At 75.8% G+C, this 20,951-nt stretch carries 17 protein-coding genes; 2 read left to right on the forward strand and 15 right to left on the reverse strand.

All coding sequences use genetic code 11. The annotated features are described in order from the left end of the window. Positions 1-7: 7 nt before the first annotated feature. Genes SH587_RS12605 through SH587_RS12615 form a run of 3 tightly spaced genes read right to left on the reverse strand, consistent with a single transcriptional unit; the run spans position 8 to position 2,501 of the window. The gene (locus SH587_RS12605; protein ID WP_320670973.1) at positions 8-1,294 is read right to left on the reverse strand and encodes a glycosyltransferase family 4 protein; all 1,287 of its coding nucleotides are present in this window, start codon (positions 1,292-1,294) and stop codon (positions 8-10) included. After that, positions 1,291-1,812 carry a GNAT family N-acetyltransferase gene (locus SH587_RS12610; RefSeq protein WP_320670974.1) on the reverse strand — a complete coding sequence of 174 codons (522 nt, stop codon included), beginning with the start codon at positions 1,810-1,812 and terminating at the stop codon, positions 1,291-1,293. Before SH587_RS12610 ends, SH587_RS12605 begins: the two co-directional genes overlap by 4 nt. Positions 1,813-1,826: 14 nt before the next feature. Further along, entirely contained in the window at positions 1,827-2,501 is a 675-nt protein-coding gene (locus SH587_RS12615; RefSeq protein ID WP_320670975.1) for a 4-hydroxy-tetrahydrodipicolinate reductase, read from the reverse strand. Between the two features lie 128 nt (positions 2,502-2,629). On the opposite strand from SH587_RS12615, the gene SH587_RS12620 reads away from it, so the two are divergent. Beyond that, the gene (locus tag SH587_RS12620; protein WP_320670976.1) at positions 2,630-4,762 is read left to right on the forward strand and encodes a hypothetical protein; all 2,133 of its coding nucleotides are present in this window, start codon (positions 2,630-2,632) and stop codon (positions 4,760-4,762) included. A 170-nt stretch (positions 4,763-4,932) separates the two neighbouring features. On the opposite strand, the gene SH587_RS12625 is transcribed toward SH587_RS12620, so the two are convergent. From SH587_RS12625 to SH587_RS12640, 4 genes are all read right to left on the reverse strand, one after another. Next, positions 4,933-6,189: a M16 family metallopeptidase gene (locus tag SH587_RS12625; RefSeq protein ID WP_320670977.1), complete on the reverse strand. Its 1,257-nt coding sequence runs from the start codon at positions 6,187-6,189 to the stop codon at positions 4,933-4,935. A 75-nt stretch (positions 6,190-6,264) separates the two neighbouring features. Beyond that, entirely contained in the window at positions 6,265-8,553 is a 2,289-nt protein-coding gene (locus SH587_RS12630; protein ID WP_320670978.1) for a polyribonucleotide nucleotidyltransferase, read from the reverse strand. A 165-nt stretch (positions 8,554-8,718) separates the two neighbouring features. Next, on the reverse strand, positions 8,719-11,571 hold the full coding sequence (locus tag SH587_RS12635; RefSeq protein WP_320670979.1) for a C25 family cysteine peptidase: 2,853 nt from the start codon (positions 11,569-11,571) through the stop codon (positions 8,719-8,721). A 5-nt stretch (positions 11,572-11,576) separates the two neighbouring features. Next, on the reverse strand, positions 11,577-12,161 hold the full coding sequence (locus SH587_RS12640; RefSeq protein ID WP_320670980.1) for a hypothetical protein: 585 nt from the start codon (positions 12,159-12,161) through the stop codon (positions 11,577-11,579). A 173-nt stretch (positions 12,162-12,334) separates the two neighbouring features. Here SH587_RS12640 and SH587_RS12645 point away from each other — a divergent pair, with 173 nt between their 5' ends. Next, positions 12,335-13,456: a DUF2330 domain-containing protein gene (locus SH587_RS12645; protein ID WP_320670981.1), complete on the forward strand. Its 1,122-nt coding sequence runs from the start codon at positions 12,335-12,337 to the stop codon at positions 13,454-13,456. Positions 13,457-13,503: 47 nt separating this feature from the next. On the opposite strand, the gene SH587_RS12650 is transcribed toward SH587_RS12645, so the two are convergent. The 8 genes from SH587_RS12650 to infB form a co-directional block, all read right to left on the reverse strand. Beyond that, the gene (locus tag SH587_RS12650; protein WP_320670982.1) at positions 13,504-14,019 is read right to left on the reverse strand and encodes a DsbA family protein; all 516 of its coding nucleotides are present in this window, start codon (positions 14,017-14,019) and stop codon (positions 13,504-13,506) included. A 5-nt stretch (positions 14,020-14,024) separates the two neighbouring features. Next, positions 14,025-14,492, reverse strand: a complete 468-nt coding sequence (locus SH587_RS12655) for a redoxin domain-containing protein (RefSeq protein ID WP_320670983.1) — start codon at positions 14,490-14,492, stop codon at positions 14,025-14,027. A 111-nt stretch (positions 14,493-14,603) separates the two neighbouring features. Beyond that, a complete protein-coding gene (gene rpsO, locus SH587_RS12660; RefSeq protein WP_320670984.1) occupies positions 14,604-14,876 on the reverse strand; it encodes a 30S ribosomal protein S15 in 273 nt (90 codons plus the stop codon). Positions 14,877-14,928: 52 nt separating this feature from the next. Further along, positions 14,929-15,819 (reverse strand): bifunctional riboflavin kinase/FAD synthetase, encoded by an 891-nt coding sequence (locus SH587_RS12665; RefSeq protein WP_320670985.1) that lies wholly within the window; start codon positions 15,817-15,819, stop codon positions 14,929-14,931. Next, the gene (gene truB / locus SH587_RS12670) at positions 15,816-16,685 is read right to left on the reverse strand and encodes a tRNA pseudouridine(55) synthase TruB (RefSeq protein WP_320670986.1); all 870 of its coding nucleotides are present in this window, start codon (positions 16,683-16,685) and stop codon (positions 15,816-15,818) included. The genes SH587_RS12665 and truB overlap by 4 nt, the downstream gene beginning before the upstream one ends. After that, positions 16,682-17,683: a DHH family phosphoesterase gene (locus SH587_RS12675; protein WP_320670987.1), complete on the reverse strand. Its 1,002-nt coding sequence runs from the start codon at positions 17,681-17,683 to the stop codon at positions 16,682-16,684. Before SH587_RS12675 ends, truB begins: the two co-directional genes overlap by 4 nt. Then, on the reverse strand, positions 17,680-18,096 hold the full coding sequence (gene rbfA, locus SH587_RS12680; protein ID WP_320670988.1) for a 30S ribosome-binding factor RbfA: 417 nt from the start codon (positions 18,094-18,096) through the stop codon (positions 17,680-17,682). Before rbfA ends, SH587_RS12675 begins: the two co-directional genes overlap by 4 nt. 2 nt (positions 18,097-18,098) lie before the next feature. Continuing rightward, positions 18,099-20,186, reverse strand: coding sequence for a translation initiation factor IF-2 (infB, locus tag SH587_RS12685; RefSeq protein WP_320670989.1), 2,088 nt, complete (start codon positions 20,184-20,186; stop codon positions 18,099-18,101). Between the last annotated feature and the right edge of the window lie 765 nt (positions 20,187-20,951).

Consider the following 20,951-nt stretch of genomic DNA (forward strand, 5'->3'; position numbering starts at 1 on the left):
CGGAACGTCACACCGGAGCGGCGGCGGGGCCGGCGGCGGCCTCGTGCCAGGCCAGCACCGCGCGGTCGAAGGCGGCGGCCGAGAGCGCCGCGGCGGTCGCGCGGCCGCCGGCCACCAGCCGCGCCCGCAGGTCCGCGTCGGCGGCCAGCCGCTCGACCGCGGCGGCCAGGCCGGCCGGGTCCTCGGGCACCACCAGCAGCGCGTTCTCGCCGTCGCGCAGGTACTCGGCCGCGCCACCGGTGGCGCAGGCCACCACCGGCCGGCCGACGGCCATCGCCTCCAGCGGCACCAGCCCCCACGGCTCGGGCCAGCGGACCGGGAAGAGCAGCGCGTCGGCGCCGGCGTAGGCCTCGCGGACGCGGTCGGCCGGGGTCCGGGTCCAGGCGATCCGCTCAGCCACCCCCAGCTCGTCGGCGAGCGCGGCGACGGCGGCCGCCTCGGGCCGATCCTCGTCACCGCCGGCCCGCGGCGCGTCCGGCCCGTCGACCTGGAGCGTCGCCCGCGGCAGCAGCGCCAGCGCCCGCACCGCGTCGGCCACGCCCTTGGCCTCGTTGACCCGGCCGACGACGGCCAGCCGGCCCCGCCACGGACCCGGCTCGCTGGGCGGGAAGACCGCGGGATCGACGCCGGGACGGGCGATCGCCGCCTGCGCCGTCACGTCGGGATCGTCGACCGCGACGTCGCGGACCCACTCGGAGATGCAAAGCCAGCGGCCGGCCGGCGCGATCGGCCCGGGGACCGGCAGCCCCAGCCGCCCGGCCAGCGGCCGCAGCTGGCGCAGCCCCGGCCGCTCCCAGCTGCGCCCGCCGAGGTCGTGGCGGCGGCCGTAGCGGACCCAGCCGTCGCCGATCACCCCGACGGCGGGGATCCCGCGGCGGCGGACCGTCTCCAGCAGCGAGAGCGGCATCCCGCCCATCGCCCACCACGAGACGACGTCGGGACGGAAGCGCCGCAGCCGCTCGTCGAGCGCCCGCCGGCTGGCCCACTCGACCGCCGCCCGCTCGCGCAGGCCGTGGGCCGGCCAGTCGCCGTCGCGCCACCACCAGCGGAGCGTGCGGTGGATCCCGGCGTCGGGCGGGTCGGCGATCGGCGGCTCGTCCGCCCCGGTGGTCAGCACCTCGACCGCGTGACCGCGGGCCCGCATCGCCGCCACCGCGGCGACGGTGATCCGCTCGTAGCCGCCGGCCGCGGCCGGCGGGTAGCGGTTGGCGACGACCAGGATCCGCAGCGGCCGGACCGGCGCCGCGGCCAGCGGCGGGGCGCCGGGGGCGACCTCGATCGGCGCCGTCGTCACAGCGTCCGGCTCCAGCGGACGGTCGCCAGCCCGTGGCGCTCGACCGCCGGCACGTCGGCCTCGGGGTCGAGCGTCCAGCCGCGGCCGGCGAAGAAGCGCCGCGCGCGCTCATCGGCGGCCAGCGTCCGCAGCACCGCCCGCCGGCAGCCGGCCTCGCGCAGCCGCCGCTCGGCCTCGTCGAGCAGCGCGCCGCCGACCCCGGCGCCCTGGGCGACCGGGTGGACGTCGAGCATCGCCAGCTCGCCGGTCGCCGGCCCGTCGTCGGGGGCGCGGGCGGCGACGATCGCGATCGCGCTGCCGACCACCCGTCCGTCCTGCTCGGCGACGGTCGCCCGCAGCCCGGCGGCGGCCGTCGCCGCCGCGCCGAGGCTGTCGCGCCAGCGCTCGCCCTCGTCCTCGGCGTCGAGGTCGGCCAGCACCAGCGGGTCGACGATCTCCGCGTAGGCGTGGCGCCAGGCGGCGATCCGGGTCCGGGCGATGCCGTCGGCGTCGTCCGGAGTGGCGGGGCGCAGCCGCACCGGCCGGGCCCCGCTCAGGCCTCGTCGAAGAGCAGCTTGTCGAGCCCGACCGTCGGCGATCGGGTCAGCGACGCCACCCGCCGGATCGCCAGCAACACGCCGGGCATGAACGACGAGCGGTCGAGCGAGTCGTGGCGGATCGTCAGCGTCTCCCCCGTGCCGCCCAGGATCACCTCCTGGTGCGCCACCAGCCCGGGCAGCCGGATCGAGTGGACGGGCGGCTCGCTGCCGGTCGCCTCGGCGATCAGCGCCGCGGTGTGGGCGGCGGTGCCGGAGGGCGCGTCGAGCTTCTTGTCGTGGTGCAGCTCGACGATCTCCGCCTTCTGCATGTGGCGGGCGGCCTCGGTCGCGAAGCGCATCATCAGCACCGCGCCGATCGCGAAGTTGGGGCCGTAGAAGGCGTTGGCGGTGCCGCGGCCCTCGAGCTGGGTGACGTCGAAGCCGGAGGTGCCGATCACCACGTGGACGCCGGCCTCGACGCACGCGATCGCGTTGCCGAGCGCGGTGTCGGGACGGGTGAAGTCGACCACCACGTCGGCGTCGGGCAGGACCGCCGCGAGCGGCGTGTCGAGGGCCGGGTCGGCCCGTCCCGTCAGGACCATGCCGTCGGCGGCTTCGACGGCGTCGCACACCGTCCGGCCCATCCGGCCGGCGGCGCCCGCCACGGCCACGCGGATCTCGCTGCTCATGCCCGCCATCGTCCCAGATGCCGTCAGGAGCGCGGTCCTTCACGGCGCCTGCTTGACTTCCGCGGATCGCCCGCTCGCTCCGCACGCTCGCGTCCCGCTGGCCGGGCCGCACCTGGCCGACCGCCGGCGTGGCGCTGGCGGCGCTGGTGGTCGCGGTCGCCGCCGCCTGGCAGCCGCTGCGCCCGCTCGGGGCGGCGGCGGTGGCGGTGCTGGTCGGCGCGGTCGGCCACGGGCTGGTCGGCTCGATCACCCATGGGCTACCGGCCCCGGCCCGCGCCGGACTGGCGCTCGGCACCGCGCTGACCGCCTTCGGGGTCGCCTTCCAGGCGCTGGCCGACAGCGGGGCGTTCGCGCCGGCGACGGTCGCGCTGGTGGCGCTGGTGGCGATCGCCCTGGTCGCCGGCGGCGCCCGCGGCGCGGGACGGCGGATCGCGACCGGCCCGCTGCTGCTGCTGGCGCTGCTCGGCGCCGGCGCGGCCAGCCTGCCCGCCTACGCCTTCGACCTCGGCGGCCGCGACGCCGGCTTCTACGTGATGACCTCGGAGCGGCTGCGCCACGAGGGCGGGCTGAAGCTGCCGCTCGATCCGGACGTCCGCGACGGCCTGCGGCGGTTCGGCGGCGGGGCGCTGGGGATCGACCGCCAGCGGCCCTTCCCCGGCCTCTTCGTCACCCGCGGCGGGGCGATCGTGCCCCACGGCTACCACGTGACCCCGGCGACGATGGCCGCCGGCGCCAGCGCGACCGGCGGTGGCGGTCAGTGGGTGGTGACGCTGGCCGGGGCGATCCTGGTGCTGCTGGCCGGCGCGGCGGCGGCGCTGCTGGTGCGGGCCCGCGACCACGCGCCCGCGGCGGGCGCGGCGATGGCGCTGCTGGCCACCGACGCGGCGCTGATCTACTTCTCGCGCTACCCGATGACCGAGGTCCCCTCGGGGGCGGTGCTGCTGACCGCGGCGGTCGCGGCGGCGCTGGCGATCCGCGACGGCGGCCGGCGGGCGGCGCTGCTGGCCGGGTTCGCGCTCGGGGCCGCGCCGCTGGTGCGCCCGGACGCCTGGCCGCTGGTGGCGGTGGCGCCGGTGGTCGCGGTGCTGCTGGCGCGGCGCGGGCGCGACGGCGCGCTCTGGCTGACCGTCGGGCTGCTGCCGCCGCTGCTCTACGCCGCCGTCCGCGGGCTGACGCTCACCCGCGGCTACACGGACGAGACCGTCGGCCACGTGCTCGGCTCGATCGACGGCTCGTGGCTGGTGGCCGGGATCGCCGCGGTCGTGCTGGCCGCCTGCGCGCTGATCGCCGTGGTCGGCCGCCGTGGCCTGCCGCGGGCGCTCGCGGCAGCCGAGGCGGGCCTGCTGCGGGCGCTGGCGCGGATCCCGGCGCGGCCGCTGGCGGCGCTGCTGGTGCTGGCGGGGATCGTGCTGGCCGTCGCCCCGCCGAGCCTCGGGCTGCGGATCTTCGGCACCTACGCGACCGCGCCCGGGATCGTCCTCGCCGCGGCCGGCCTGGCGCTGCTGGTGCTCGGCGCCGGCGCGACCGCGGCCCGCGAGCGGGTCGCCGTGCTGCCGCTGCTGCTGCTCGGCCTGATCGCGCTGGCGCTGGTCGCCCGCGATCCGCAGGTGCTCGTCCCCGACCAGTACTGGACCGCCCGCCGCTACCTGCCGCTGGCGCTGCCGCTGGCCGCCGCGCTCGGCGGCGTCGCGGTCGCGCTGGCCTGGCGCCACCGCGACCGCGCGCCGGCGGGACGACCGCTGGCCGCGCTCGCCGTGCTGCTGCTGCTCGCCGCGGCCGCGATCGGGCTCCGCGACGCCCGTCCGGCGATCACCACCACCGAGTTCGACGGCGTGCCGGCGATGCTCGACCGGCTCGACGACCAGCTCGGCGGCGGCGACCCGCTGGTGCTCGTCGGCCCCAACCAGCGGGCCTGGGCGACCGTCGCGCCGTCGCTGGCGATCCGCAGCGGCCGCGCCGTGACGATGCTCGGCAACGCCAACCTGCTGCGCTACCGGACCCGCGCGCTGCTCGACGACCCGCGGCTGACCGCCTGGCTGGAGCGGGTCGCGGCGCGGCGGCCGGTGCTGCTGCTGACCTCGGGGATCGGGCTGGCCTCGATCCAGCTCGACAGCCGCCGCTTCACCGCCGTGCTGGTCGGCGGCAGCGACTTCTTCGTGCGCGAGATCGACCACCGCGTCGGCGGGCCGCCCCGCACCAGCGACGTCCAGGGCGACACGATCAACGTCTGGCGGCTCTCCCCCGTCGCCGGCGGGCGCTAGGGCCGCCGGCTCAGCCTGGATCCACCGAGGATCGGTCGAGCCTCGGCGTGGAGGACCAAGACGGTGGTCGGGCCACAGGTGATGACGGTCGGTGACCATCAGATCCTGTGGCGTGGACATCGTCGCCGGTCATCCGCGGCGAGGCGACCCGAGAATCGGTGGATCCAGGCTCAGGCCGCGCTGAGCGTCGCCGCGACCGGCGTCAGCGCGTCGCGGAAGGCCTGCTCGTCGGGCCCGACGCCGGCCGCGCTGAGCCCGGCCGGGTCGTACAGCTCGCGCGCCAGCGCCTGCAGGTCGTCGGCGGTGACGGCGTCGATCCGGGCGGCGATCTCGTCCGGTCGCAGCAGCGGCAGGCCGTGGAGGACCGCGCGGCCGAGCACGTGCATCCGCGCGTGGGTCGACTCCAGGCCCAGCAGCAGCCGCGCCCGGGCGTGGTGCTTGGCCCGCTCCAGCTCGTCGTCGTCGACCGGCTCGCGGCGGACCCGCTCCAGCTCGTCGGCGACCACCCGCAGCGCCGCCCCGAGGTTGTCGGCGCGGGTGCCCAGGTAGACGCCGGCCAGGCCGCCGCCGCGGTGCTGGTCGTCGAAGGTCGAGACGGCGTAGGCCAGCCCGCGGTCCTCGCGCACGGCCCGGAAGAGCCGCGACGAGGGCGTGCCGCCGAGGATCGTGTCGAGGACCCGCAGCGCGAACCGCCGCTCGTCCCCCATCCCCGGCCCGCGCCCGGCGATCGCCACCTGGACCTGCTCGGTCTCGCGGGCGCGGAAGACCACCGTCGGGTCGCTCGCGCCGGCCGGCCCCGGCTCGTGGGGACCGTCGCCGCCGCCGTCGGCCGCGAGGTCGCTCGCCAGCCGCTCGGCGAGCTCGCAGAGCCGCTCGTGGTCGACCGCCCCGGCCGCCGCGACGACGATCCGGTCGGGCCGGTAGCGGCCGGCGTGGAACGCCCGCAGCGTCTCGCCCGACGTACCGGCGACCACCTCGGGCGACCCGATCACGGGCCGGCCGAGCGCGTGGCCGCCGAAGACGGCCCGCGGCAGCAGCTCGAAGACCAGCTCCTCCGGGTCGTCCTCGATCATCGCGATCTCCTCGAGCACGATCTTGCGCTCCAGCTCGAGGTCCTCGTCGCGCAGCCGCGGGCAGGCGACCATCTCGCCGAGGACGGGGAACGCCTCGCCGACCTCGTCGGCCAGGACGCGGGCGACGACCGCGGTCTCGTCGCGGCTGGTGGCCGCGTTGAGGTCGCCGCCGAGGGCGTCGAAGCGGCGGTCGATCTCGACCGACTCGTAGCTCCGCGTGCCCCGGAACAGCATGTGCTCCAGCAGGTGCGCCCGGCCGGCCTCGGCGTCGCGCTCGTGGCGCGCGCCGGTGCCGACCCAGACGCCGAGGGCGACCGACAGCGCCGAGCCGATCGGCTCGGTCGCGACGGTCACCCCGGACGGCAGCCGGGTGATCCTCGCCGTCCCGGCTTCGCCGTTCGGGCGAGGTCCTCCGGCGCCGCTCACGCGCTACCGGCTCCGGTCGGGATCGCGGTCCGAGCGGGGGCCGCGATCGCCGCGGTCACCGCGGTCGCGCCGGCCGCGGCCGCCGCGGTCACCGCCGCGATCCCCGCGGTCGCCGCGCTCGCGCCGCGGGCCGCCGCCGTTCGACTTGCTGGCCGACAGCGCCTGCAGCTCCTCGACGGTCTTGCCGGCGACGTCGGGATCGTCCGACAGCCGCAGGCCGACGCGGCCGCGCTCGCGGTCGAGCTCGGCCACGCGGACCTTGATCACGTCGCCCTGCGAGAGCACCTCCTCGACCGTCTCGACGCGCTTGCCGGGCGAGACGTTCGAGATGTGCAGCAGGCCGTCGGTGCCCTTGATCAGCTCGACGAAGGCGCCGAACGTGGTGGTCTTGACGACCTTGCCCTCGAACTCGTCGCCGAGCTCGACGTCGCGGGTCATCGCCGAGATCCGCTGGACCAGCGCGTCGCCCTTCTCGCCCGAGGACGAGTAGACGTTGACCGTGCCGTCGTCGGAGATGTCGATCTGGGCCTCGAACTCCTCCTGGAGGCCGCGGATCGTCTCGCCGCCCTTGCCGATGACCATGCCGATCTTCTCGGGATCGATCTTGACCGACAGGATCCGCGGGGCGTAGATCGACAGCTCCTCGCGCGGGCCGTCGATCACCTCGCGCATCTTGCCGAGGATCTCGAGCCGGGCGTCGCGGGCCTGGGCGAGCGCGTCGCGCAGGATCTCGAAGGTGACGCCGGTGATCTTGATGTCCATCTGGAGGGCGGTGATGCCCTCGGCGGTCCCGGCGACCTTGAAGTCCATGTCGCCGAGGTGGTCCTCGACGCCGGCGATGTCGGTGAGGACGATGTAGTCGTCGCCCTCCTTGATCAGGCCCATCGCGATGCCGGCGACCGGCGCCTTGATCGGCACGCCGGCGTCCATCAGCGACAGCGAGCTGCCGCAGACCGAGGCCATCGAGCTGGAGCCGTTCGACTCGAGGATGTCCGACACCACGCGGATCGCGTAGGGGAAGTCGTCGGTCGAGGGCACCACCGGGACCAGCGCCCGCTCGGCCAGCGCGCCGTGGCCGATGTCGCGGCGCTTCGGGCCGCGCATGAAGCCGGCCTCGCCGACCGAGAAGGGCGGGAAGTTGTAGTGGTGCCAGTAGTAGCGGTTGGTCTCGAGCCCGAGGCCGTCGACCCGCATCTCCTCCTTCATCGTGCCCAGCGACGCGACCGAGAGGGCCTGCGTCTGGCCACGGGTGAAGAGCGCCGAGCCGTGCGTCCGCGGGGCGGTGCCGGTCTCGATCGTGATCTGGCGGATCTCGGTCGCGGCGCGGCCGTCGGGGCGAACCTTCTGGACGGCGATCCGGTCGCGGATCGCGGCCTTCTCGATCGCGTTGACGATCGAGCGGACCTGCTTGTCGACGTCCGGGTTCTCGCCGCCGGTCGAGAACTCCTCGACGGCGGCGTCCTTGGCCGCCTCAGTCGCGTCCTGGCGCTCGATCTTGTCGACGACCTGGGTCGCCTTCTCGATCTTCTTGCCGTGTGCCTTCTTGATCTTGGCGGCGAGCTTCTCGTCGACCGTCGGGGCGGCGAACTCGACCTTCGGCTTGCCGGCCTTCTCGCGCAGCTCGTGCTGGACGGCACAGAGCTTCTTGATCTCGCTGTGGGCGATGTCGAGGGCGTCGAGGATCTCGGCCTCGGGGATGAGGTTCGCCCCCGCCTCGACCATCAGGATCGCGTCCTCGGTGCCGGCGACGATCAGGTCGAGGTCGCTGGCCCCGTCCTCGGTCAGCGCGTCCTCGGGCGGGTTGACGACGAACTGGCCGTCGATCTTGCCGATCCGGACGGCGCCGACCGGCTGGTCGACCGGCGCGCCGCTGATCTGCAGCGCGGCCGAGGCCCCGTTCATCGCGAGGATGTCGTACGGGTGCTCGTGGTCGATCGAGATCGGCAGCGTCACCAACTGGGTGTCGCGGCGCCAGGTCTTCGGGAACAGCGGCCGGATCGGCCGGTCGATCATGCGGGCGGTCAGCGTGGCCTTCTCGCCGGCGCGACCCTCGCGCTTGAAGAAGGAGCCGGGGATCTTGCCCGCGGCGTACATCCGCTCCTCGACGTCGACCGTCAGGGGCAGGAAGTCCGCGTCCTTCTCGCGACCCATCGTCGCGGTCGACAGGACGACCGTGTCGCCCTGTCGGACGGTGACCGCGCCGGAAGCCTGCTTGGCGAGCTTGCCGGTCTCGAAGGTGATCGTCTTGCCGGCGATCTCCACGGACACCGTCGTCACGTTCTCGTGACTCATATGTCGTTCCTCTTGGGGGGCGCACCCATCGGACCTGGCGCGCCGCTTTCGCTTCTCAGTCGTTTCCGAACCATTCGAGACTAGCGGAAGGGGCCGCTGTGCAGGGCCGATCCGGGGTCGGAGCGCCGCGGCGGGAGGTCGCCGCGACGCTCCGGCGGAGGCCGGCTACTGGACCGGGATGGTGCAGGGGCCGGCGCTGGAGGCGCGGTGCCCGTCGTCGCCGGCGTAGGCCGACGCGACGGTCCAGCTTCCGCGCTCCGATCGCTGCGGGGAGAGCGCCGCCCGCCAGCGCCCGTCGCCGTCGGTGGTGGCGGTGACGACGCCCTTCCGCCCGGGACCCTCGACCGCGGGCGCGGTGAAGGTGACGGAGACGTACGAGCCGGCCGGCGCGCCGGTCAGCGTGCCGCCGACCTCGAGCGGCTTCAGGACCGCGCCCGCGCTCGGGCAGGTCTGGGTCAGCGTCGTCGCGGCCGGCTCGGCGGCCGGGACCTCGACCGGCGCGCTGACCGGGACGGCCCCGTCGCCCTCGACCGCCACCCGCAGCTCGCCGGGCTTGACCGAGCCGTCGCCGAAGGCGGCCGGGATCTGGACGCTGCCGCCGCTGGCGATCCCCTTGCCGATCACCTCGCCACCCCGCAGGAGGCTGATCGACTGGCCGTTCAGCTCGCCGGGGACGGTCACGTTGACCACGTAGGGCGGCGGGTCCGGGGTCGGGATCGGCAGCTGGAACTCGCGCGCCAGCACCGCCCGGAAGCGCGACGGATCGAACACGATCGGCCGCCGTCCGCCCCACATCTGCATCGACGGATCGCCGAAGTAGTGCCACAGGTACAGCTCGTCGCGGGTGCTGCCGTCGCCACCGCTGATCCCGGGGCCGGACGGCGGCGCGATCCCGGCCAACCGCAGCTTGCCGTTGATCAGCGCGTCGCCGGTCCGCTGGCGGACGTCGACGCCCTCGTCGGGCAGCACCGACGGCAGCAGCCCGTCGAGGAAGCCGAGCGCGATCTGCGAGTTGTGCCACGACGGCGAGTCGCGGGTGTCGCCGAAGACGCCGACCGCGCCGCCGCCGTCCTTGACCAGCGCCTCGCCGGCGAACGAGGTCTCGTCGTAGTCGTAGGCGCCGCTCGAGCAGTTGACGCTCAGCACCACCGGCAGCAGCGCCCCGTTGGTGAGGGCGTTGACGTCGCTGGTGGTGAACCCGGGCGTGCCCCAGCCGTCCGACCAGCCGTGGTCGCGGTGGACGACCAGGAAGCGGCCGGCGTTCCAGGCGGCGGAGACGTCGGCGCCGCTGCCGTTCCAGGCGAACGTCGGCTTCCGCAGCGCCGCCGGCAGCGGGGTCCCGTCGTTGAACGTCGTCGGCGTCGTCGCGGGGCTGTCGGCGTAGATCCGGTCGCTGGTGACGCCGTGGCGGAGCAGGCCGCTGCGGGCGGTCTCGGCGAACTGGATGAAGGTCCGGTTCTCCTGCCCGTCGTTGCTCTGGCCGGCGCCGTCGGTGTCCTGGAACTGGGCCGCGATCAGCGCCCGGGTCAGGAACGCGCCGGTCGGCGGCGTCGTCTCGTAGCCGACGATCTTCGCCACCGCCCGGCCGACCGCGGCGGCGTCGTCGCCGAGGATCCGGCCGACCGCCACGTCCGGCAGCTCGTCGGCCCCGTCGCGGAGCGCGTAGGGCAGGTCGGACGGGATCCCGTTGGGGCCGTCGGTGAAGGTCGGCACCAGGTCGTCGTCGCCGAGGATCGCCACGTAGCTGGGCCGGATGCAGGGCCGCGTCGGCGACAGCTGACCGCGGACGTAGCCCTGGATCTGGGCCGCGGTGGTGCCGATCTGGCCGTTGCCGGCGCCGACCTCGACCACCCGGCTGCGGAGGCCGGCGGCGCTGCGCGCGGTCGCCAGCTGGTCGGCCGCGGCCCGGGTCGCCGGGTTGGTGATCACCAGCAGCTCCTCGCCGCAGCGCGGGATCGGGAACGGCCGCTCGCGCGGGAGCACGCCGCGGTTGATCAGCGAGGCCACGAGCCGCCGCTGCGAGGTCTCCCAGGGCGAGCTGAGCTGGTCGCTGAAGCGGTGCTCGCCGCCCTTGAAGACGACCTTGACGTCGACCGCGGTCAGCACCCGCAGCCGCCGCCGGGCGGCGTCGTACTGGGCGGCCGGGATCCGCAGGCTGCCGAGCCGCAGGTCGCGGGCGGTGCCGAGCAGGGCGCCGGCGGCCGGTCGAGCCGGCTGCGGGCCGCGGGCCCGGTAGGCGGCGCCGTCGATCCGGAACGGCTTGGCCGCGAAGACGCCGCGGCCGAAGTCCGGGGCCGGGCGGTCGCCGTCGGCCGGGTCGGCCTGGACCGGCGCCACGTCGACGCCGTCGAGGGTGTAGCCGCTGGTCGCGCCGGGGTCGACCTCGAGCGTCGCCCCGTCGGGGATCGCCAAGCTGCTGGCCGCGACCGGGATCCCCGGCGTGCCGGGCGCGCCGGGCACGTCGGTCCCGGGCAGCGAGAGCCGGGTCCAGGTGCGGCCGCCGCCCTCCTGCGCGGCGAACCGCAGCGGCGGCAGCTGAACCCGCACGCGGAGTCCGTTGGCGTCGCTGGACAGGACCTTGGTGACGGTCTCGGTGGTGGCGGTGGCGCGGGCGCCGCCGCCGCAGCGGGCGGTCCCCTTGCGGGTCAGCAGCAGCCGGCTGGCGGTGGTGGCCGCCGGGGCGAGCGCGGCCAGCCGCCGGTTGGCGGCGGCGTGGCGGCGACCCTTGCGGGGCTTCGCCGGCCGCAGCGCGCGGCGGTAGCGGTCGAGGTCGGCGACGGCCACGCAGGGCCGCTTGGCGCTGGCCGCGCGGGCGTGGCGGGCCAGCCGCAGCAGCCGCGCGCGGCGGGCGGCGCCGGTCGCGCCGCGCGGGACCGCGGTCGTCTGCTGGACGAGCGACCGGAGGGCCGCGGAGGGGGTCGATGGCGGGCCGGCGGCGCGCGCCGGACCGACGGCGCCGCCGAGGGCGACGATCGTCAGTCCGGCGGCCAGCCGGGCGGCCGGGACGGGCGCGCGCATCGCGATCAGCCGACCGCGCAGATGATGTAGACGCGGACCGTGACCGGCGTGGTGTCGCCGCCGGCCGGGTTGATCGCGGTCCCGCGCCAGATGCTCCAGGCCGCGCCGTCGTCGGGCACGGTCGGGCTGTCGAGGGTGCCGGTGCGCGGGCCGCTGCCGCTGAAGCGGGCGTCGCCGTGGGTGATCGGCGTGTAGTTGGCGCCGCCCGAGATCGGCGTCTCGCCCGGCCCGCAGGCGACGTTGCCTTGGTTGGTGGCGGTCGCCTGCCCGTCGGCCAGCACGTGGTCGATCCGGTGGACGACGGTCCGGCCGACGACCCCGGGCGTGCCTGGGTCGCCCTTCGCGCCCTGCGGCCCTTGCGGCCCCTGCGGGCCGGTGGCGCCACGCGGCAGGCTGGAGGGGCGGAAGTCGCTGGCGGTCAGCGAGCCGTTCCTGACCTTGCCGCCGGTGACGGCGTTGGCCTTCAGCTGCTTGTTGCCGACGCTCGCCTTGGGCAGCGAGACGGCGGCGTAGCCGGTGCCGCCGAGGGCGACGAAGAGGGCGACGCAGCTGATCGCCGTCGCCGGAGAGGGCCTGCGGTTGCGTGACATCGGGGGGACCACCTTCCGTTCGCGGCCGCCGGACGGCGACCATCGGCGGCAGTGTCCGCCCGGGTCCTCGTGGTCGCGTCGTGGTACCCACCACGGTCTTTCGCCCGGACGCCGTACGCACGGACCCGGGGCCGGCGCCGCCGCGGGCGCGACGACTACGATCGGGCGCGCCGATGCCGCTGCTCCGCCGCCTCTCCCGCCCGTCGCTGCTGCTGGTCGCCCTGGTGGTGGCGCTGGCGGTCGCCCTCGTGGCCTTCGCCCGCCCGGCCGGGGCCTGCGCCTGCGGGATCGCCTTCGACGCGACGGTCGCCCAAGAGCAGGCGATCGTCAGCCTGAAGGACGGTCGCGAGTCGATCGTGCTCTCGCTCGACCTGGCCGAGCCGGAGGGCGCCGCGGCCGGCGACCGGCGGGCGGCGGTGCTGCTGCCGGTGCCGGCGACGCCGACGGTGACCGCGGTCCGCGCCGACCAGGTCGACGTCTTCGACCAGCTGGCCCGCGCCACGGCCCCGCTCCCGGAGGAGTCGGACGGCGGCGGCAACGGCGACGGCGACGGGGCGCCGGCCAGCGGCGCGCCGGCGGTCAAGCTGCTCTCGCGCGAGCGGGTCGGCGGCTACGACGTCAGCCGGCTGCGGGCCGGCGACGCGCGGGCGCTGCGGCGGTGGCTGAACGACCACGGCTACCGGACCCCGGCCGCCGCCGACGCGATCCTGCGCCGCTACGTGGCCGAGCGGTGGGCCTTCGTCGCGATCCGGCTGGCGCCGCGCAGCGTCGACGGGTCGTCGCGGGCGCTGCGGCCGCTGCGGGTCGCCTTCGCCAGCGAGCGGCTGGTCTACCCGCTGCGGCTGAGCCGGCTGTCGCCGCGGCCGGTGACGGCGGTGCTCTACGTCGTCGGCGAGCACCGGGTGCTGGCGAAGGGCTTCGACACCCACCACGCGGGCCTGGTCGCCGACCTCTCCCCCGCGCCGACGGCGGCCGTGCGGCGGCTGCTCGACGGCCGCTACCTGACCAAGCTCCAGATCAGCGGCCGCACGCCGTCCTCGATCACCGAGGACGTAGCGGTCCGCCAGGCCCCGAGCGACCGGCTGTTCCGGGCCACGGCCGACTACCCGTTCGAGTCCGAGGCCGGCTTCGCGACCTCGCCGCTGCCGCCCGACCCGACCGCGACCCGCTCGACCCGCCCGCCCGGCGCCCCCGGCTCAGCCACCTGGCTGCTGCTGTTCCCCGCCGTCGCCCTGGCCGTCGTGGCGACCGGGGTCCTGTTCCGCCTCCGCGGCCGCCGCCGCAGCAACAGCTAGCTGAGCGCGCGCCGTTTGCGACCGTGACGGTCCCGAATGGCGCGCGCTCAGCGGGCGGGGTCGGCCAGGAGCGCGGCGACCCAGGCGTCGTCGGGGATGCCGTGGTCGACGCGGCCGCCGACGAGGATCGCCGGCGTGCCGACGGCGCCGACCGACAGCCCCTCGGCCAGGTCGCGGCCGATCCGCTCCTGCGTCCGCTCGTCGCGCCGATCGCGATCGAAGCGGGCCACGTCCAGCCCCAGCTGCTCGCAGTGCGCCCACAGGTCGGGATCCTCGGTCCGGCCCGGCTCGGCCAGCAGCCGGTCGAGCAGCGGCCAGAAGCCGTCCTGCCGGGCCGCCGCCTCGAGCGCCGCCGCCAGCGCCCGCGGACGCGGTCCGCGGGCCCGCAGCACCAGGTGCCGCCAGACCAGCCGCACCGGGGCGCCGCGCAGGAAGCGGACCCCCTGCTGGCAGCGCGGGCAGCCGGCGTCGCCGTAGACGATCACCAGCGGCCCGTCGGGCGAGCCGCTGACGTGGTCGTCGGGACGGAGCGTCCCGGCGTCGCTCGACGGGCCTGAGCCCACCGTGGTCAGGCGGCGGCCGCCGCCAGGCCCTCGCGGACCTTGTCGACCCCGGGCAGCTCGCCCGGCGAGGCGGCCAGGTGGCTCCAGGCGACGGTGCCGTCGGCGCCGACGACGATCAGCGCCCGGTTGGTCATCCCGGCCGGGTCGAAGTAGGCCCCGAGCGCCTTCGAGGCGGCGCCCTTGGGCTCGAAGTCGGAGAGCTGCTCGATCGTGATCCCGAGCTTCTCCTTGAACGCGGTCTGCGACCAGCTGGCGTCGGTCGAGACGCCGTACATGACGGCGTTCTGCTGCTCCAGCTCCGGCAGCAGCTCCTCGTAGACCTGCAGCTGGTCGGTGCAGACCGGGCTGAAGGCGAACGGGTAGAAGACCAGGACGGTGGTGCGTCCGCGCAGGTCGTCCTGCGTGAAGTCGCTCCCGTCCTCGCGCTTGAGGGTCAACTCGGGGACCGGCGTTCCGGCGGCGATGATGGCCATGGCCGGATCCTATGGAACCGGCGGCCCGGTTCCGGCCCCGGAACGAGAAACGCCCCCGACGGACGGGGGCGCTGCGGTCCTGCGACGAGCCGGCCGTCGGGCCGGCGGGGCCTACTTGCGGAGGCCGAGCTCCTTGATCAGGCCGCGGTAGCCCTCGAGGTCGTCGTTGCGCAGGTAGTTGAGGAGCCGGCGGCGACGGCCGACCAGCATCAGCAGACCACGGCGCGAGTGGTGGTCCTGCTTGTGCTCGCGCAGGTGATCGGTCAGCCCGTTGATCCGCTCCGTGAGCAGGGCGATCTGGACCTTGGTGGAGCCGGTGTCGGTGTCGGACTCGCCGAACTTCCCGACGATCTCCAGCTTCCGTTCCTGGGTGAGCGACGTCATGCGACGACGGAAGGTAACAGAATCGCCTGCTCGGGCGCGGTCCGGCCCCGGCTCAGGCCGCGGCGATCCGGCGGGTCTCGTCGACGTCGCGCTGGATCTGGGCCACCAGCTGCTCGACGCCGTCGAACCGCTGCTCGCCGCGCAGCCGCTCCAGGAACTCGATCTCCAGCTGCTGGCCGTAGAGGTCGCCGCTGAAGTCGGGCAGGTGGGCCTCGACCAGCACCCCGAGCGCGGTCTCGAACTGGGGCCGGATCCCGATCGAGACCGCCGCCGTGCGGACGCTGCCGTCCGCCAGCCGCGCGCGGCAGGCGTAGACGCCGTGGGCGGGCAGGGCGTGGCCCTCGGGCGGGTGCAGGTTCGCGGTCGGGAAGCCCAGCTCGCGGCCGCGCTGCTCGCCGTGCTCGACCGGCCCGGAGAGCGAGAACGGCCCGGCCAGCAGCTCGGCGGCCGCCGCGACCTCGCCACGGGCGACCAGCTCGCGGACGCGGGTCGAGGAGACGGTCTCCCCCGCGTGGCGCAGCAGCGGCACGACGGTAGTGTCGAAGCGCGGGTCGGCCCGCAGCAGCTCGGGGGTGCCGGTGGCGCCGTGGCCGAAGCGGAAGTTCTCCCCGATCCGGACCCCGCGGGCGTCGAGCCGGCCGGCCAGCACCTCGTCGACGAACGCCTCGGCCGGCTGCTGGGCGACGGCGGCGTCGAACGGCACCAGCACCAGCTCGTGGACGCCGAGCTCGCCGATCAGGCGCGCCTTGCGCTCGATCGTCGTCAGCTGCGGCGGCACCCGTCCCGGGGCCAGCACGGCCATCGGGTGCGGGTGGAAGGTGAGGACGGTGTCGGCTCCCCGGATCACCTCGCGGTGGCCCAGGTGGACGCCGTCGAACGTCCCGATCGCCACGGTCCGCGGGCGGGCGTGGACGTCCGCCAGGGGGGTGATGCGCGCGGTCACGCCCGGAAGCCTACGACGGGATGGATCCGACCGTCCTGCTCCCGGCGTCCGATCGCGATCGGCTCGCCCTCGTGGCAGAGCGCGACCTCGTCGGCGGGCACGTCGGCGGGCAGGGTCAGCCGCTGGCCGTGGCCGGCGCGGCGGGCCAGGTCGGCGTCCAGCTCGACGGTCGGCAGGACCGTCGTCAGGGTATCGACCAGCGGCACGATCCGCCACTGCTCGGGCGCGGCGTCGAGGTCCTGGGCGTCGTCGACCCGGTAGGGCCCGATCGCCGTCCGCCGCAGCTCCAGGCAGTAGGCGTCGTCGAGGTCGGCGATCAGGCTGCGGACGTAGGTCCCCGACGAGCAGGCGATCCGGAACGCCGCCCGGTCGCCGTCGCGCCAGGTCTGCTCGAAGGCGCTGACAGTCACCTCGCGCTCGGGCAGGTCAAGCTGCTCGCCGCGGCGGGCGCGGCGGTAGGCCCGGACCCCGTCGACCTTGACCGCCGAGTAGGCGGGCGGCCGCTGGCGGACCAGGCCGGTCGGCAGCGGCGGCGGATCGGGCGGGATCCGGCCGCTGACGGTCACCTCGCCCTCGGGATCGCCGGTGGTCGAGGTCGCCCCCAGCCGGGCGACGGTCTCGTACTCCTTGCCGAGCGCCATCAGGTAGGGCTGGAGCCGGGTCGCGCGGCCGATCAGGACCAGCAGCAGCCCGGTCGCGAACGGGTCGAGCGTGCCGGCGTGGCCGACCCGCCGGGCCTTGCGGCCGCCGAGCGCGCGGCGGACCCGGGCGACCACGTCGTGGCTCGAGCGGCCCGCCGGCTTGTCGACGAGCAGCACGCCGTCGGGCACCGTCGCCGCGGCCGGTTCGGCGGTCGCGTCGCTCACCCGAGCGCGTGGACCTGGCCGCGCAGGAACGCGACCAGCTCGTCCTCGTCGAGGCCGGTGGTGAAGCCGGCCGCCTGCGGGTGCCCGCCGCCGCCGCCGGCGCGGGCGATCACCGAGACGTCGAGCCGGCCGTCGGCGGAGCGCAGCGAGACCTTCGTCCGCACGCCGCCGTCGGGATCGGGTGGCAGCTCGCGGGCGAACGCCGCCACCCGGGTGCCGGCCACCGTCCGCAGGTGGTCGATGATGCCCTCGGAGTCGCTGTCCTGGGCCCCGGTCCGCTCGTAGTCCTCGCGCCGCACCAGCGTGAAGGTCAGCCGCCCCTCGTCCTCCTGGCGGACCCGGTCGAGCGCCCGCGCCAGCAGCGCCAGCTTCGACCACGGCACGCCCTCGTAGACCTTGCGGTAGACGGGGAACGGCTCGACCCCGGCGGCCAGCAGGTCGGCCGCCATCAGGTGGGCGCGGCCGCGGGTGTTCTCGTACATGAAGCGGCCGGTGTCGGTGACGAGGCCGACGTAGAGCGCCTCGGCCGTCTCGCGGTCCGCCTCCAGCCCCAGGTCGGGCAGCAGGTCCCAGAGGATCTCGGCCGTGCACGACGCGTCGGGGTCGACCAGGTCGATGTCCCCGAAGCGGGTGTTGTCGTGGTGGTGGTCGAGGTTGATGATCCGCGCCGCGCCCTCGCGGACCGCCGCCACGCCGGCGCGGTCGATGTTGCCGCAGTCGAGGAAGACCGCGGTCCGCTCGGCCAGGTCGGCCGGGACCTCGGTCACCAGCTGGTCGGTGGCCAGGCCGGAGTACTCGCGCGGGACCGGCAGGTCGTCGGGCCCGACCAGCGAGACGACGTCCTTGCCGAGCGCCCGCAGGCTGCGAGTGAGGGCGACGAGCGAGCCGAGCGCGTCGCCGTCGGGGTGCTCGTGGGTGACGGCGACGAAGCGCTGCCCGTCGCGCAGCGCCTCGACGACGAGGCGGCGGGCCTCGTCGACCGCGTCGGACCCGTTCATCGAGCGGGGTCCTCCCCCGCCTCGCCGTCCGGGTCGTCGTCCTCGTCGGGGCTCGGCACCGCGGGCGGCGGCGGATCGTCCAGCAGGGCCTGGATCCGCAGCGCGCGGTCGACCGTCTCGTCCAGCTCGAAGCGCAGGATCGGGGTGTTCTTCAGCCCCAGCTCGTGCCCGACCCGCCGCTGCAGGAACCCGGCCGACGAGCGGAGCCCGTCGATCGTGTCCTGCGGCGTGTGCTCGTCGTCGGCCATCTGCAGCACGCTGACGAGCACCTGGGCGTGGCTCAGGTCGGAGCTGGTCCGCACGCCGGTGATCGTCGCGAACCCGATCCGCGGGTCCTTCATCTCGCGCTGGAGGACGTCGCCGAGGACCTTGCGGATCGCCTCGTCGACCCGCCGCATGCGGTCGGGCTTCACGGCTACTTCAGCTCACGTTCGACGGACCGCGTCTCGAAGACCTCGAGGACGTCGCCCTCCTTGATGTCCTGGAAGTCGCGGAGGACGATGCCGCACTCGAAGCCGGTCGCGACCTCGCGGGCGTCCTCGTTGAACCGCTTGAGGCTCTCGATCACCGTCGTCTGGACGATCGAGCCGTCGCGGATCACGCGGACCTTGCCGTTGCGGCGGATCCGGCCGTCGGTCACGTAGCAACCGGCGATCGTGCCGACCTTCGAGGCCCGGAAGACCTGGCGGACCTCCGCCTGGCCGACGGTCTCCTCGACCTGCTCCGGATCGAGCAGGCCCTCCATCGCGTCGCGGAGATCCTCGATCGCGCGGTAGATGACGTCGTAGGTCCGGATCTCGACGCCCTCGTGATCGGCCACGCGCGCGGCGTCGCCGACCGGTCGGACGTTGAAGCCGATGATCACGGCCTGCGACGCGGCGGCCAGCATCACGTCGGACTCGGTGACGCCACCGACGCCGACGTGGACGAAGTCGACCAGCACCTCGCCCTGCGGCAGACGCGCGATCTCGTCCTCGAACGCCTCGAGCGAGCCGGCCACGTCGGCCTTCAGGATCAGCGGCAGGCCCTTCATCTCGCCAACGGCCGCCTCGCGCTTGAAGACGTCCTCGAGCGAGAACTTGCGGCCCGAGCGGCGCGCGATCGCCTCGGCCTTGAGGCGCGTCTCGCGCTCCTCGGCACGGCTGCGCGCGGTCTTCTCGGAGTCGACCACCATCGCCATGTCGCCGGCGTTCGGCACGCCGTCGAAGCCGAGCACGAGCACCGGGTCGCCGACGCCGGCGACCTCGATCCGCTCGCCGGTGTAGTCGATCAGCGCGCGGACCTTGCCCCAGGTGGCGCCGGAGACGATCGGGTCGCCGATCTCGAGCGTGCCGCGCTGGATCAGGACGGTCGCGACCGGACCGCGGCCCTGGTCGAGGCGCGCCTCGACGACGACGCCCGAGGCCTCGGTGTCGGCGTTGGCGGTCAGCTCCTGGATCTCCGCCACGACGCCGATCGTGTCGAGCAGGTCGTCGAGGCCCTGGCCGGTCTTCGCCGAGACGTCGACGAACTCGGTGTCGCCGCCCCACTCGGCCGGGTTGAGGCCGATCGCCGCCAGCTCGGTGCGGACGCGGACCGGGTCGGCGCCCTCCTTGTCGATCTTGTTGACCGCGACGATGATCGGCACGTCGGCCGCCTTCGCGTGGTCGATCGCCTCCTGCGTCTGCGGCTTCACGCCGTCGTCGGCGGCGATCACGATCACCGCGATGTCGGTCAGCCGCGCACCGCGGGCGCGCATCGCGGTGAACGCCGCGTGGCCCGGGGTGTCGAGGAAGGTGATCGTGTCGTCGCCGTGGTGGACCTGGTAGGCGCCGATGTGCTGGGTGATCCCGCCGGCCTCGCCGGACGCGACCTCGGTCTCGCGCAGCTTGTCGAGCAGCGAGGTCTTGCCGTGGTCGACGTGACCCATGATGGTCACGACCGGCGGCCGCTGGACCAGCTCGGCCTCGGAGTCGTCGAAGACGATCTCCTCCTCGGCGTCGCCGGCCTTGACGATCTCGATCTCGCGCTCGAACTCGCCGGCCAGCAGCTCGATGGTGTCGTCGGACAGCGTCTGCGTGAGCGTCGCCATCTCGCCCATCAGCATCAGCTTCTTGATCACCTCGGGCACCGGCTCGGCCAGGTACTCGGCCACGTCCTTGACCGTCGAGCCGGAGTTGATCCGGACGACGTCGACCGTGGTGCCCTGCTCGCGGCTGAGCGGTGCCAGCGCCTCCTCGATGCTCTGGCGACGGCGCCGGCGGCGCGGACGCCGGTTCGGCGGACCGCCGGGGCCGGGACGGCGCGGGCCGCCCGGCTGATCGATGACGACGCGCCGGCGACCGGGGCCACCGGGACCGCCGGGACGACCGGCTCCACCGGCGCCGGCCCGCTGCGGGCGGGCGGTCGCGGGATCGGGCAGGGCGATGATCTTCGGACCGGCACCGGCGGTCGGCTTCTCGCCGATCGTCGGCGGGCCCTTGGGCAGATCGGGCTTCTTCGTCCGCAGGTCGCGCTTCGGCACGACCTCCGTCTCCGCCTCGACCGGCCGGCGACGGCCGGTCGGCGCGGGCGCGGCGGGACGCGCGCCCGGGGTCGGGCGCGGGCCGAGCGGCGCCGGGCGGGCGCCGGGCGTCGGACGCGGGCCGAGCGGACGCTCGGAGGGACGGTCGCCGCCGGGACGACCGCCACGCTGACCACCGGGGCGCTGACCGCCACCGGGACGCTGACCACCGGGACCGCCGGGACGCTGCCCGCCGGGGGCAGGACGCTGGCCACCGGGGCCGCCGGGGCGGGGACCACCGGGACGCTGGCTGCCGGGCGCGGGGCGCTGGCCGGCCGGGGCGGGGCGCTGGCCGGTCGGGGCCGGACGCTGACCGGGGCGCACGGGGCGCTGACCGGTCGGAGCCGGACGCTGACCGGCGGGACCGTCGGCCCGACGACCGGCGGGCGCCTGGGCGCCACCGGACGCGGCCGGACGCGCGGGAGCGGCCGGCGGCTGGATCACGCGCGGACCGGTGCCCGGGGCGCGGTTGCCGCCGGGGGCCGCCGGCCGGGCCGGACGCTGCGGGCCGCCCGCGGCGCCGTCGGCACCGTCGCGGCGAACCGGGCGCTGGACCGGGCTCTGGGGCCGCGCACCCGGGGTCGGGCGCGGACCGAGCGGCCGGTCGTCCGCTCGCGCGGGACGCTGGCCGCCGGCGGCCGGACGCTGACCGGGCTGCGCCGGACGGGCCGGCCGCTGCTGCGGACGGGCCGGAGCGCCACCGCCCGCGCCGGCGGGCGCCGCCGG

This window comes from Patulibacter defluvii (assembly GCF_034096925.1).
Lineage (GTDB): Bacteria > Actinomycetota > Thermoleophilia > Solirubrobacterales > Solirubrobacteraceae > Patulibacter > Patulibacter defluvii.

Coding starts and splice junctions, on each gene's coding strand:
- SH587_RS12615 (WP_320670975.1), bottom strand. CDS start 2,501: ATGAGCAGCGAGATCCGCGTGGCCGTGGCGGGCGCCGCCGGCCGGATG.
- SH587_RS12630 (WP_320670978.1), bottom strand. CDS start 8,553: ATGAGTCACGAGAACGTGACGACGGTGTCCGTGGAGATCGCCGGCAAG.
- SH587_RS12635 (WP_320670979.1), bottom strand. CDS start 11,571: ATGCGCGCGCCCGTCCCGGCCGCCCGGCTGGCCGCCGGACTGACGATC.
- SH587_RS12640 (WP_320670980.1), bottom strand. CDS start 12,161: ATGTCACGCAACCGCAGGCCCTCTCCGGCGACGGCGATCAGCTGCGTC.
- SH587_RS12645 (WP_320670981.1), top strand. CDS start 12,335: ATGCCGCTGCTCCGCCGCCTCTCCCGCCCGTCGCTGCTGCTGGTCGCC.
- SH587_RS12655 (WP_320670983.1), bottom strand. CDS start 14,492: ATGGCCATCATCGCCGCCGGAACGCCGGTCCCCGAGTTGACCCTCAAG.
- rpsO (WP_320670984.1), bottom strand. CDS start 14,876: ATGACGTCGCTCACCCAGGAACGGAAGCTGGAGATCGTCGGGAAGTTC.
- SH587_RS12675 (WP_320670987.1), bottom strand. CDS start 17,683: ATGAACGGGTCCGACGCGGTCGACGAGGCCCGCCGCCTCGTCGTCGAG.